Source organism: Mesorhizobium marinum (assembly GCF_040813675.1).
GTDB classification, from domain to species: Bacteria; Pseudomonadota; Alphaproteobacteria; order Rhizobiales; family Rhizobiaceae; genus Mesorhizobium_K; species Mesorhizobium_K marinum.
Window position 1 is genome coordinate 192,982 of record NZ_JBFOCI010000002.1, and the last position, 11,670, is coordinate 204,651.

Consider the following 11,670-nt stretch of genomic DNA (forward strand, 5'->3'; position numbering starts at 1 on the left):
CGCACGCCGGTCATTTGCCGGGTGCAAAGCCAGAAAATTTTCGCTACAAGCGGCGAACGGATTTCAGCGTGGACGGATGGGCTCAATGAACGGCGGCAGGATTTTCGCGGTGATCGCACTGTTGCTGGCAGCCGCCGCCGTGGCCGGCTGTGGCCGCAAGTCCGCGCTCGACACGCCCTATCAGGCGCAGGTCGACGCGCGCAAGCAGGCCGAGAAGACGGGCGCGCCGCTGCCGGCCGCCCCGGAGAAACCGGACCGGGACAAGCCGTTCATCCTCGACCCCCTGCTTTGACCGCGTTCGCTCAGGCCCAATGAACCACTTCCACTACAAGGACGGCGTGCTGCACGCCGAGGACGTCGCCATTCCCGACATCGCGGCGGCGGTCGGGACGCCCTTCTACTGCTATTCGACGGCGACGCTGACCCGTCACTACAACGTGTTCGCAAAGGCGTTCGCCGGGCTGGACAGCCTCGTGTGCTATGCGCTGAAGGCGAACTCCAACCAGGCCGTGTTGCGCGTCCTGGCCAGGCTCGGCGCCGGCGCCGACGTGGTATCGGAAGGCGAACTTCGGCGCGCGCTGGCTGCCGGCATTCCGGCCTCGAAGATCCTGTTTTCCGGCGTCGGCAAGACGGCGCGCGAGATGGACGCCGCGCTCGAGGCGGGAATCCTCTGCTTCAACGTCGAATCCGAGCCCGAACTCGAACTGCTGTCGATGCGCGCCACGCGGCTCGGGCTGAAAGCGCCGGTCTCGCTGCGCATCAATCCCGATGTCGACGCCAAGACCCACAAGAAGATCTCGACCGGCAAGAAGGAAAACAAGTTCGGCATCGCGTGGCAGCGCGCCCGCACCGTCTACGCCAGGGCCGCCGAACTGCCGGGCATCAGGGTGACCGGCATCGACATGCACATCGGCAGCCAGATCACCGACCTGCAGCCCTTCGACGACGCCTTCGCGCTGCTCGCCGAACTGGTCGGCACGCTGAAGGCCGACGGACACGCCATCGAGCATGTCGACCTCGGCGGCGGGCTGGGCATCCCCTACCGCACCGACAACGACCCGCCGCCGCTGCCCGACGCCTATGCCGAGATCGTGCGCAGGCGCGTGGCGCCGCTCGACCTGAAGGTGACGTTCGAGCCGGGCCGGCTGATCGTCGGCAATGCCGGCATCCTGGTTTCGCAGGTCATCTACGCCAAGGAAGGCGACGCCAAGAATTTCCTCGTCGTCGACGCGGCGATGAACGACCTGATCCGCCCGACCCTCTACGACGCGTTCCACGACATCCGGCCGGTGGTCGAGCCGGCCGCCGACGCGCCGCGCATGGTCGCCGACGTGGTCGGCCCGGTCTGCGAGACCGGGGATTACCTCGGCCTCGACCGCGACCTGCCGAAGCTGGCGCCGGGCGACCTGATCGCGGTCGGCACCGCCGGCGCCTACGGCGCGGTGCAGTCGGGAACCTACAATTCGCGCCTGCTGGTGCCCGAGGTGCTGGTCGACGGCGACCGCTTCCACGTCATCCGGCCGCGCGGCACCTACGAGCAGCTTATCGCCCTGGATTCGGTGCCCGACTGGCTGTAGCCGCGCCCGGGCGGCCGGCGATCACGATTTGGCTACCGCCTCGCCTTTGCCGCACTTGCTGCTATTCTGCGCGATGAGCCGCGCCGGCGCGCGGCCGCTGGACGTGCTGATGACGGACAAGAATGCGCAAGGATACGACCCCGGCCTGACCACGAAGCTGGCGCGCACCCGCATGGCGGTCCGCGCCACGATGGTCGTCGAACGCGGCTGGCCGCTCGTCCTCCCCCTGCTCATCGTCGGCTGCCTGTTCCTGACCATCTCCTGGCTCGGCATCTTCCGCATCCTGCCGGACGCGGTCCGGCTCGCCGTCATGATCCTGCTTGGCGCCGCGGCGCTCGCCGCGCTCTACCCGCTACGCTTCTACCGGCCGCCTCTCGACGCCGAGATCGACCGCCGCATCGAGCGCGCCAACCTGCTTGCCCATACGCCGGTCAGCGCGCAGACCGACCGGCCGAGCGGCCGCGCCGGAGCCTTCTCCGAAGCGCTCTGGCGCGAGCACCAGCGCCGCATGGCGGCGCGCCTTGGCGGCATCGTCGGAGACCTGCCCAAGACCGGCGTCGCCGAGCGCGATCCCTGGGGCCTGCGCGCGCTGGCGCCGCTGCTACTCGCGGCGGCCTTCGCCTTCTCGCTCGGGCCGCATGGCGGGCGGGTGAGCGACGGTTTCCGTGCGCATTCCTGGCTCGAGACGATCCCGCCGCGCATCGACGCCTGGGTGACGCCGCCGACCTATACCGGCCGGCCGCCGGTGTTCCTCACCGCCGCCGCGAACGGTTCCGCCGCCGTCGAGGGCGAAACGCCGGCAGCCTCGGTGTTCACCGTGCCGGAGAACAGCGAACTCTCGCTGCGCGTCACCGGCGGAAGCGGCGAGGAGACGCTGTCCTTCCTTGATGCGGCCGGCAATCTGAGGGATATCGGGCCGCAGGGTCCGACTGAGGTGAGCGCGGGCGCCGAGCCCGCCGTTCCGCCGCCCGCGGGCAGCGGCGTTCGCCAGTTCGCCAGCAAGCTGACCGGCGACGGCACGCTCAGCCTGAAGTCCGGCGAACGCGAGGTCGCCAGCTGGTCCTTCGCCGTCACGCCGGATCACGCACCGGCGATCCGCTTCGCCGGCGACCCGAAGCGCGCCGTCAACGGCGCGCTCGAGCTCGCCTACGAGGTCGAGGACGACTACGGGGCGACCGAGGCGTTTGCCGAATTTGCGCTGGAGGACGCGCTGCCGCCCGGCACGCGGCCGCTCTACGACCCGCCCGAGATGAAGCTCTCGCTGCCCCGCCGCGACGCCAAGGGCCCGGCGGCCAAGACCTCGCGCGACCTGACGGAGCATGTCTGGGCCGGCTCGCAGGTGAAGCTGACGCTGAAGGCGAAGGACGCCGCCGGCCAGGAGGCCGCCAGCGAGACGAAGACGCTGGCGATGCCGGAGAAGATCTTCACCAATCCGCTGGCCAAGGCGATCGTCGAGCACCGCAAGATCTTCTCGATCGACGCCAACCGGAAGCAACGCGCGATCGACCTCATCGACGCCATCACGCTGCGGCCGGAGGACACGTTCGACAACCCGTCGCACTACCTCGGCATCATGACGGGCCGCACCAAGCTGGTGACGGCGCAGACCGACGACGAGCTGCGCGCCGCCGCCGACTACATGTGGGAGATGGCGCTGACCATCGAGGACGGCGACCTCTCCGCCGCCGAGCGGCGGCTGCGCCAGGCGCAGGAAGCGCTGCAGCAGGCGCTGGAGAACAATGCGTCGGAGGAAGAGATCGATCGCCTGATGGCCGAGCTGCGCCAGGCGATGGACGAGTTCCTGCGCGAATTTGCAGAACGCGCGCTGCAGAACCCGAACATGGCGCAGCAGATGCCGCAGAGCGGCCAGGAACTGCGCCAGAACGACCTGCAGCGCATGCTCGACCAGATCGAGAACCTGGCCAAGTCGGGCAACCGCGACCAGGCGCGCGACCTGCTGGCCCAGCTGCAGCAGATGATGAACAACCTGCAGGCGGGCCGCCAGCCGAACCAGGGCGGCCAGCAGAATTCCGAGATGCGCCAGCAGATGGACCGGCTCGGCGAGATCATGCGGCGCCAGCAGGAGATGATGAACGAGACCTTCCGCATGGACCAGATGCAGCCCGGCCGCCAGTCCGAGCAGGGCGAAGGCGGCGACCGGCAGCAGGGCGAGAACGGCCAGAACCGAGGCCAGGGCCAGGGCCAGCCGATGACCCCGGAAGAATTCGCCGAGGCGATGCGCCAGCTGCAGCAGGGCCAGGGCCAGTTGCGGGGCGAGCTGGACGCGCTGACCAAGAGCCTGGAAGGCATGGGCATGGAGCCCGGCGAGGGCTTTGGCGAGGCGGGCGACGCGATGGGCGACGCCGAAGGCTCGCTCGGTCGCGGCGAAGGCGACCGCGCCGTCGGCCAGCAGGGCCGCGCGCTGGAAGCGCTGAGGCGCGGCGCCCAGAACATGATGAACCAGATGATGCAGGCGATGCAGGGCGAGGACGGCGGCGGCCAGGAGGGCGGTCGCCAGCAGAACGCCGACCGCGACCCGCTGGGCCGCCCGCGCGCCACGCAGGGACCGGACTTCGGCGATTCGGTGACCGTGCCCGACGAGATCGACGTGCAGCGCGCGCGCCAGATCCTGGAAGCCATCCGCAAGCGGCTGGGCAATGCCCTGAGCCCCGAACTCGAACGCAGCTATCTCGAGCGGCTGCTGGAGATGAAGTAAGCGCCCGGCCGGCGGTCAACCGGCCATGCCGGCTGCCTTGGCTAGCTCGAAATCCTTCTGCGCGAAGCGCTTGTAGGCGGGGCGTTCCGTCAGCCGGTCGGCGTAGTCCTTCAGAACCGGGCTGTCGGCCAGTTGCCCAAGCGCTGTCATGGCGTATCCGATCGCGCCTCCGACCTGGGTGTCGGCTGCGGTGAACCGGTCGCCCGCGATGTAGGGCCGCGACGACAGCGTCCTTTCCAGGTGCCGCACCATGTCTTCGTAGGAGCCGAAGGAGAAGCGGCTCGGCACGTAGTCCCAGCCATGCGCCCTGACGGCGAGAACCGGATCGAAAACGGCGTCGGCATAGACCAGCCAGGACAGGAACGCGGCACGGTCGCGGTCGCCGGGCTTCGGCGCGAGGCCGGCCTCGCCGAAGGTTTCCGAGAGGTAGATCGAAATCGCCGCGCGCTCGGTCACGACGGTTCCGTCGTGCACGATGGCCGGCACCTTCTTGTTGGGCTGGATGGCGCGGTAGTCTTCCGCCACGCCCGCCGCGGCGCGGATATCGACGAGCTTCAGCTCATAGGGGACGCCCAATTCCTCCAGCAGCCAGAAGACGGTGGAACTGCGCGACCAGGGAGCGTGGTAGAAGGCAAGCATGGCGATCTCCTGTCCGGCCATGCTCCACCAGTAGCAGACGGCTCCTGACAGCTTTCTGTCAGGAGTACCGGCGACAGCGCGCTCGGGATCAGGGCGACGGCAGGCCGGGATCGCTGCGGCTGAGCGTGGCCGACGCGGAGAAGGCGCGCCACCACGCCGACAGCCTGGCGTGGCCCGCGAGCGCCGAACCGCCTTCAGGGGCCATCGTGAAATAGGCCATCATCGCCCCCAGATGCAGGTCGGCGAGCGACAGCGACCCGGCGACCAGATGCGGACCGCCGGAAGCCAGGCCGTCCAGCGCCCGCAGGACGGCGGCGGACCGCTCGACGCCTTCCGCGATCATCGCCTCGTCGGGCGCCCTGCCCGAGGCCGGTGCGAACACGCGCTGGGCGAAGACCTGCCGTACCAGCGGCCAGTAGGCATAGGAATCGGCGACCGCGATGACCTGGTTCATGCGCGCCCGCTCCCTCGGATCCCGGGGCTGCAGCGACGAACCGGCAAACGCCTCGTCGACATAGCGCGCGATCGCCGTCGTCTCGTAGAGGACGAACCCGTCATGGACGAGCGTCGGCACGCGGCCGAACGGGTGGAGGGCCAGATAGGCAGGCGGCACCGGCGAGACGAAGGGGTTCACCTCGACATGCGTCCAGGCAACACCCTTCTCGAGCAGCGCCATCGCGACGATCCGCAGGTACACGCTGTAGCGGTAGCCATGCAGTTCGACGGGCATGGCGGTCAGGCGTCGCCCTTGACGATGCCGACGAACGGCAGCTCGCGGAACGCATGCGCGACGTCCATGCCGTAGCCGACGACGAAATAGTCGGGACAGTCGAAGCCGACATAGTCGGCGTTCAGCGCCGTCTGGCGGCGCATCCGCTTGTCGAGCAGCACGGCGATCGAACAGCTGCGCGCGCCGCGCGACATCATCAGGTCGCGCGCGAAGGTCAGCGTCTTGCCCGATTCCAGGATGTCGTCGATGAGCAGCACGTCGCGGCCGGCGACCTCGTTGTCGATGTCGCGCAGCACCCTGACCTCGCCGCTGGTGGTGCCGGCGCCGTAGCTCGAGATGAAGATGAACTCGACCTCCGGCGACAGGCCGGCGTCGTGCATCGCCCGGATGAGGTCGGCCGCGAAGATGAAGGAGCCCTTCAGGACCGAGATGACGAGCAGGTCGTGATAGTCCTTGCCCGCGATCTCCTTGGCGAGTTCCAGGTTGCGCCGGGCGATCGCCGACGCCGAAAAAAGAACCTCGATGTCCTTGCCCCTGACCACCGGCATGCGCTGAACCCTATTCCGCGAAGCTGACCGAAACGGTCTTCACCCCGTTCTTAGGGGCATCGAGGCGGCTGGAAAAGGCGAATGTTTCGCCGGGCGCCAGCGGGCGGCCGGATGTCCCCAGCCTGTAGCGCGTGACGAGGCCGTCATTTCCGGTGACCGCGATCTCCAGCGGTGGCAGGTGTTCGGTCGAGCGCCCGTCATTGGCGGCTTCGCCGTCGATCAGCAGCAGCGGCCGGACGCCGGAGGTCTCGACGCGCGAGGTGACGCCGGAGATGCGCAGCGCGCTGCCCGACTGCCCGGCGCCGGCGAAAGCGCCGTCGCGCAAAAGCGCATGCCCGCCCGAAACCCAGAACGCCGCGACGACAAGGGCTATGCCGGTCGTCCAGAACAACGGTCCGCCGGGGCCCCTGCTCCGGGGTTCCCGCGCACCCCCTCCCCGCAGCATGTCCATGCGGCCGGCGGGCGGAGCGACCGGAGCCGGAGCGGACACCGGTGCGCGCGTCGCCGGCCCGGCATGGGCGGCTGCGGCAGGGAGGCTGATGAAGTCGGCGTCGATGACATCGTCGGCGGGCGTCGCGCGGGCCTCGGCGCCGAACCCGGCGCCGGTCATGATTTCGCCGGAAACGGCGCGTGGCTTCACCTCGTCAGCCATCCGGCGGACCATCCCTTGGAACCCGAGTCCTACGCGGGTAAACGGAAATGGTTAACGCTTCGCAACGCAAGCCCGATTCGGGAGGAATTTTAAGCTTTGGTTAACCATACCGGACCGATGGTCGAGCATAGCCGGACGGCCCGCCAGGCGTGGCCGCAATCGAGGTTTTCCAGCAATTGATCCGTTTTGAGAATGTCGGGCTGCGATACGGAATGGGCGCGGAAATCCTCCGCGACCTCTCCTTCGACATCCCCGCGCGATCGTTCCAGTTCCTGAGCGGGCCGTCGGGCGCCGGCAAGACATCGCTGCTGCGGCTGCTGTTCCTGTCGCTCAAGCCGACGCGCGGGCTGATTTCCGTGTTCGGCAAGGACCGGTCGCGAATCAGCCGGCGCGAGCTGCCGCACATCCGCCGGCGCATCGGCGTCGTGTTCCAGGATTTCCGCCTGCTCGACCACATGACCACCTACGAGAACGTGGCGCTGCCGCTCAGGGTGCGCGGCCGCGAGGAGGCGAGCTACCGCAACGACGTCGAGGAACTGCTGAAATGGGTGGGGCTGGGCGAACGCATGCACGTCCTGCCCCCGGTCCTCTCGGGCGGCGAGAAGCAGCGCGCGGCAATCGCAAGGGCGCTGATCGAGCAGCCGGAAATCCTTCTTGCCGACGAACCGACAGGCAACGTCGACCCGCCGCTGGCGCGGCGGCTGCTGCGGCTGTTCATCGAGCTGAACCGGCTGGGAACCGCGGTGGTGATCGCCACCCACGACCTCGGCCTGATGGAGCAGGTCGACGCCCGGCGCATGATCCTGTCCGGCGGAAGGCTCGACATCTATGACTGAGACGGCTGTCGGCGCGAGTTTCACCGAAGACGGCATCGCCGAGGGCGAAGGCGGCGTGCGGCGCGCGAAGCGGCGCATGGCACCGATCGTCCCGGCGCAGAACGTGGCCGGACGCGCGCTGGTGTCGGTGATCGCCATCATGACGTTCCTGTCGTGCCTGACGCTCGGCGCGGTGACGCTGGTTCGCGACACCGCTGCCGTCTGGGAGAGCCAGATCTCGCGGGAGGCGACGATCCAGATCAAGCCCGCCGAAGGGCTCGACATGGAGGCGTCGCTGGAAAGGGCGGCGGAGATCGCCAGCGGCTTCCCCGGCATCACCGGCGCGCGCATCGTCGACCGGGAAGCGACGGCGCGGCTGCTGGCGCCCTGGCTCGGAAGCGGCCTGGACATCGACGAACTGCCCGTGCCGCGCCTCGTCATCGTGACGATCAACGAGGACTATCCGCCGAACTTCGCGCGCCTGGGCGAGGCGATCACCGCCGAACTGCCGCAGGCTTCGCTCGACGACCACCGCACATGGGTCGACCGGCTGGTGACCATGGCGCGCACCACGGTGACGATCGGCATCGCGGCGCTGGCGCTGATGCTGACGGCGACCGTGCTGTCGGTGGTGTTCGCCACGCGCGGCGCCATGGCCGGCAACGGCCACATCATCGAAGTGCTGCATTTCGTCGGCGCCGAGGCGCGGTTCATCGCCCGGGAGTTCCGGCGCCATTTCCTGGCCACCGGCATGAAGGGAGCCGCCGGCGGCGGGCTTGCGGCGATCGCCGTGTTCATCGTGGTGTCGTTCTGGTCGGCCCGCAACCTGGCGACGCCGCAGGCGGACCAGGCGACAGCCCTGTTCGGCAACTTCGCGATCGGCCTCAGCGGCTACGCCGGCGTAGCGCTCATCGTGCTCCTGGTCGGCGTGCTGACCGCGGCGACCTCGCACGCCACCGTCGTCGCCTACCTGACCGATATCGAGACACGCCAGACCGACCAGGGCTGAGGCGGCGGAGGCAACTGGGGATAACCTGCGCGGGCAAACAGCGATGGCTTCTACACAACGCCGCAATTCAGCGCTACTCATGCCGGCGATGAAGGGACATCGGTTCGACGACGCGTCCGGCTCGGGACCTGGACGCGGCACGGGATTTGGTTTGATCGGCCGGGGGCTTGCGGCACTGTTGCGCGCGGCCGCGAAGGCCGTGACCCCGGCATGCATCCTGGTATTTGGCGGTTTTGCGCTCTTCGCCACCCATGTCAGCCAGCTGTCGACCCCTGACGACCCCGAAGCGGCCGACGCCATCATCGTGCTGACGGGCGGCCAGGCCCGGCTGGACGCGGCGCTCGACCTCCTGAAGTCGGGCAAGGGCGAGCGGCTTCTGATCAGCGGCGTGCATCCCTCCACCAGCCGCAAGTCGCTGCAGGCCGCGACCGGCGGCGACGACGCGCTGTTCGCCTGCTGCGTCGATATCGACCGCGCCGCGCTCGACACGATCGGCAACGCCGAGGAAAGCGTCAAATGGGTGCGCACCCACGACTACCGGCGCGTCATCCTGGTCACCAACAACTACCACATGCCGCGCAGCCTGCTGGAGCTCGGCCGGCTGCTGGACCGCGAACAACTCGACCCCTACCCCGTGGTCAACGCCAACCTGGACAAGGGCGAGTGGATGGTCCGGCCCGAGGCGCTGCGCGTGCTGTTCACGGAATACGGCAAGTACCTGGTCGCGCTGGTGCGCGGGCTGCTGCCGCAGCGGCCGGCCGATGAGGGCGACATGACCGTCGTCAGCGCGCCCGCGGATGCGACCGACTGAGACTGTCGACGCCGGTTTCCTTTTTGCGGCCTTCTGGTGTAACGAATTGCGGCTTTCTCACCGGGCCGCGCGCATGCTCTACATCCGTTCGCTGGCGTTCAATTTCGCCTTCTACGTGAACCTCATCGCCCAGATGATCTTCTGGACGCCGTACTATTTCCTCGCGCCGCGCCTGAAGGCCTGGTTCGTGCCGAAGTTCTGGTCGCGAAGCTGCCTCTGGCTCTACGACAAGATCGCCGCGACCAAGAGCGACATCCGTGGCCTGGAGAACCTGCCGTCCGGCTCCTTCATCCTGGCGCCGAAGCACCAGTCGTTCTGGGACGCGATCGCCTTCTTCCCCTATCTCGAAGACCCGCTCTACATCCTCAAGCGGGAGCTGACCTGGATCCCCTTCTTCGGCTGGTACATCATGAAGCAGCGACTGATCCCGGTGCATCGGGGCAGCCGCGCCAGGGCGCTGAAATCCGTCGTCGCGGCGACAAAGGCGGAACTCGCGCGCAATCCCCGCCAGCTGATCATCTATCCCGAGGGCACGCGACGCGCGCCGGGCGACGAACCGGCCTACAAATACGGCATCGTCGAGCTCTATGCGCAGCTCGGCCTGCCGGTCGTTCCGGTCGCGCATGTCGCCGGGCTCTACTGGCCGCGCCGCAAGTTCCTGCGGTTTCCCGGCACGATCCACGCGCGCTTCCTGCCGCCGATCCCCGCCGGGCTGGACAAGAACGAGTTCATGCGCCGGCTGATCGCCGAGACCGAGGCTGCCTGCGACGAACTCCTGGTCGAGGCCGCGCGGGCGCCGAACCCGCCGCCGCTGCCGCCGACGGCGGTCAAGCGACTGGCCGAAATCGAGGCGGCGAGACAGGTCAGCGCAGGCGGCGACGCCACCTAGGAAACGGGCGACGGAGAGGCCGAGCATGCCGAAAGCCGGACCGTCGATCTTCCTGGGCGGCGACGCCATGCTCACCGAACCCTGGTCCGAGATCGACGATCCCGCCTTCCTGCGCCTGGTCGCCGAGATGCGCGCCGCAGCCGTCACCGTCGTCAACCTCGAAACCGTGATCCACCAGCAAACGGGCTATGCCCAGCCGGAATGCGGCGGAACCTACATGGTTTCGCCGCCGGCGATCGCCACCGAACTGAAATGGGCCGGCATCGACATGCTGGCCTGCGCCAACAACCACGCCTTCGACTATGGCAGCGCCGGCGTTCTGGAGACGCTGGAGCATGTCGCCGAGGCGGGACTGGCGCTCGCCGGAACCGGCCGGGACCTGCAGGCCGCGCGGGCGCCCGCCTTCTTTGGCAGCGACGCCGGAACGGTCGGGCTCGTGTCGATGGCCTCGACCTTCGTTCCCTACGGGCGCGCTTCGGCCTCGCGACCCGACATGCACGGCCGCCCCGGCCTCAACCCGCTCAGGCCGACCAAGAGGATCGCCGCGACCCTGCCGGCAAGCGTCGCCGCCCGCCTGCCCGGACGCTTCGGCAGGCAGCTCGCGCAGGGCCGCACCGCTCGCTTCTTCGGCCTGCGCGTGCTCGCGGCAGACCAGGCGCGGCTCGATCTTTTCCGCCACACGGTGCTGCCGGCCGACCTCGAGGCCAACCTCGAGGCGATCGGTTCGGCGGCCGCGCAGGCCGACGTGACCATCGCCTCGATCCATGCGCACATCCAGCGGTCATGGCTGCGGCGATTCGCGCACCGGGCCATCGAACGCGGCGCCGACGTCGTCTTCGTGCAGGGACCGCATGAAGTGCGGGCGATCGAGTTCCATGCCGGCAAGCCGATCTTCTATTCGCTCGGAGACTTCGTCTACCAGCCGCACCGGATCACCCGGTTTCCCTCCGAGATGTACGAGGCATTCGGCCTTGGACCCGAGGCGACGGTGCGCGACCTCTGGCCGATCTGGGAGCGCGGCACGGGCCTCGGCAGCAAGCGGAAGACATTCGAGGCGGTCGCCGCCGTGCTGCAGTTCGACGGCCGCAGGATCGAACGCATCCGGCTCCTGCCCCTCGACCTGCAGTTCGACGCAGACGCCGAAATCCGGGGTCGCCCGAGGCTGGCTGACGCGCGACTCGGGCGGAAGATCATCGAGGAAATCGCCGCGCTTTCGCGCAGGCGCGGCACGATCGTCCGCTACGACGCGGCCCTCAACGAGGGGATCGTGGAGCCGGCGTAGGC

At 68.7% G+C, this 11,670-nt stretch carries 12 protein-coding genes; 8 read left to right on the top strand and 4 right to left on the bottom strand.

Translation table 11 applies throughout. From position 1 onward, the window contains the following. The first annotated feature begins 85 nt into the window (after positions 1-85). From lptM to ABUE31_RS06430, 3 genes are all read left to right on the top strand, one after another. On the top strand, positions 86-292 hold the full coding sequence (lptM, locus tag ABUE31_RS06420; RefSeq protein WP_367722703.1) for an LPS translocon maturation chaperone LptM: 207 nt from the start codon (positions 86-88) through the stop codon (positions 290-292). Between the two features lie 19 nt (positions 293-311). After that, positions 312-1,577 (top strand): diaminopimelate decarboxylase, encoded by a 1,266-nt coding sequence (gene lysA / locus ABUE31_RS06425; RefSeq protein WP_367722704.1) that lies wholly within the window; start codon positions 312-314, stop codon positions 1,575-1,577. Between the two features lie 109 nt (positions 1,578-1,686). Then, the gene (locus ABUE31_RS06430; RefSeq protein ID WP_367722705.1) at positions 1,687-4,293 is read left to right on the top strand and encodes a TIGR02302 family protein; all 2,607 of its coding nucleotides are present in this window, start codon (positions 1,687-1,689) and stop codon (positions 4,291-4,293) included. Positions 4,294-4,308: 15 nt separating this feature from the next. On the opposite strand, the gene ABUE31_RS06435 is transcribed toward ABUE31_RS06430, so the two are convergent. From ABUE31_RS06435 to ABUE31_RS06450, 4 genes are all read right to left on the bottom strand, one after another. After that, a complete protein-coding gene (locus tag ABUE31_RS06435) occupies positions 4,309-4,932 on the bottom strand; it encodes a glutathione S-transferase family protein (protein WP_367722706.1) in 624 nt (207 codons plus the stop codon). Positions 4,933-5,020: 88 nt separating this feature from the next. Then, positions 5,021-5,662: a glutathione S-transferase family protein gene (locus tag ABUE31_RS06440; protein WP_367722707.1), complete on the bottom strand. Its 642-nt coding sequence runs from the start codon at positions 5,660-5,662 to the stop codon at positions 5,021-5,023. A gap of 5 nt (positions 5,663-5,667) precedes the next feature. Further along, on the bottom strand, positions 5,668-6,210 hold the full coding sequence (gene hpt / locus ABUE31_RS06445) for a hypoxanthine phosphoribosyltransferase (protein WP_367722708.1): 543 nt from the start codon (positions 6,208-6,210) through the stop codon (positions 5,668-5,670). Between the two features lie 10 nt (positions 6,211-6,220). Next, complete coding sequence (locus ABUE31_RS06450) at positions 6,221-6,862, bottom strand: hypothetical protein (protein ID WP_367722709.1); 642 nt, start codon at positions 6,860-6,862, stop codon at positions 6,221-6,223. Positions 6,863-7,038: 176 nt separating this feature from the next. Here ABUE31_RS06450 and ftsE point away from each other — a divergent pair, with 176 nt between their 5' ends. From ftsE to ABUE31_RS06475, 5 genes are all read left to right on the top strand, one after another. After that, the gene (ftsE, locus tag ABUE31_RS06455; RefSeq protein ID WP_367723567.1) at positions 7,039-7,698 is read left to right on the top strand and encodes a cell division ATP-binding protein FtsE; all 660 of its coding nucleotides are present in this window, start codon (positions 7,039-7,041) and stop codon (positions 7,696-7,698) included. After that, positions 7,691-8,686: a cell division protein FtsX gene (locus tag ABUE31_RS06460; RefSeq protein WP_367722710.1), complete on the top strand. Its 996-nt coding sequence runs from the start codon at positions 7,691-7,693 to the stop codon at positions 8,684-8,686. Before ftsE ends, ABUE31_RS06460 begins: the two co-directional genes overlap by 8 nt. 88 nt (positions 8,687-8,774) lie before the next feature. Beyond that, positions 8,775-9,497, top strand: a complete 723-nt coding sequence (locus ABUE31_RS06465) for a YdcF family protein (protein ID WP_437344105.1) — start codon at positions 8,775-8,777, stop codon at positions 9,495-9,497. 73 nt (positions 9,498-9,570) lie between these two features. Further along, complete coding sequence (locus ABUE31_RS06470) at positions 9,571-10,386, top strand: lysophospholipid acyltransferase family protein (protein WP_367722712.1); 816 nt, start codon at positions 9,571-9,573, stop codon at positions 10,384-10,386. 25 nt (positions 10,387-10,411) lie between these two features. Beyond that, positions 10,412-11,668 carry a CapA family protein gene (locus ABUE31_RS06475; RefSeq protein WP_367722713.1) on the top strand — a complete coding sequence of 419 codons (1,257 nt, stop codon included), beginning with the start codon at positions 10,412-10,414 and terminating at the stop codon, positions 11,666-11,668. Positions 11,669-11,670: the final 2 nt, after the last annotated feature.

What these genes read in the sequence shown, in the direction of transcription:
- lptM (WP_367722703.1), top strand. Translation starts at nt 86, where the DNA reads ATGAACGGCGGCAGGATTTTCGCGGTGATCGCACTGTTGCTGGCAGCC.
- lysA (WP_367722704.1), top strand. Translation starts at nt 312, where the DNA reads ATGAACCACTTCCACTACAAGGACGGCGTGCTGCACGCCGAGGACGTC.
- ABUE31_RS06430 (WP_367722705.1), top strand. Translation starts at nt 1,687, where the DNA reads ATGACGGACAAGAATGCGCAAGGATACGACCCCGGCCTGACCACGAAG.
- ABUE31_RS06435 (WP_367722706.1), bottom strand. Translation starts at nt 4,932, where the DNA reads ATGCTTGCCTTCTACCACGCTCCCTGGTCGCGCAGTTCCACCGTCTTC.
- ABUE31_RS06440 (WP_367722707.1), bottom strand. Translation starts at nt 5,662, where the DNA reads ATGCCCGTCGAACTGCATGGCTACCGCTACAGCGTGTACCTGCGGATC.
- hpt (WP_367722708.1), bottom strand. Translation starts at nt 6,210, where the DNA reads ATGCCGGTGGTCAGGGGCAAGGACATCGAGGTTCTTTTTTCGGCGTCG.
- ABUE31_RS06450 (WP_367722709.1), bottom strand. Translation starts at nt 6,862, where the DNA reads ATGGCTGACGAGGTGAAGCCACGCGCCGTTTCCGGCGAAATCATGACC.
- ABUE31_RS06460 (WP_367722710.1), top strand. Translation starts at nt 7,691, where the DNA reads ATGACTGAGACGGCTGTCGGCGCGAGTTTCACCGAAGACGGCATCGCC.
- ABUE31_RS06465 (WP_437344105.1), top strand. Translation starts at nt 8,775, where the DNA reads ATGAAGGGACATCGGTTCGACGACGCGTCCGGCTCGGGACCTGGACGC.
- ABUE31_RS06470 (WP_367722712.1), top strand. Translation starts at nt 9,571, where the DNA reads ATGCTCTACATCCGTTCGCTGGCGTTCAATTTCGCCTTCTACGTGAAC.
- ABUE31_RS06475 (WP_367722713.1), top strand. Translation starts at nt 10,412, where the DNA reads ATGCCGAAAGCCGGACCGTCGATCTTCCTGGGCGGCGACGCCATGCTC.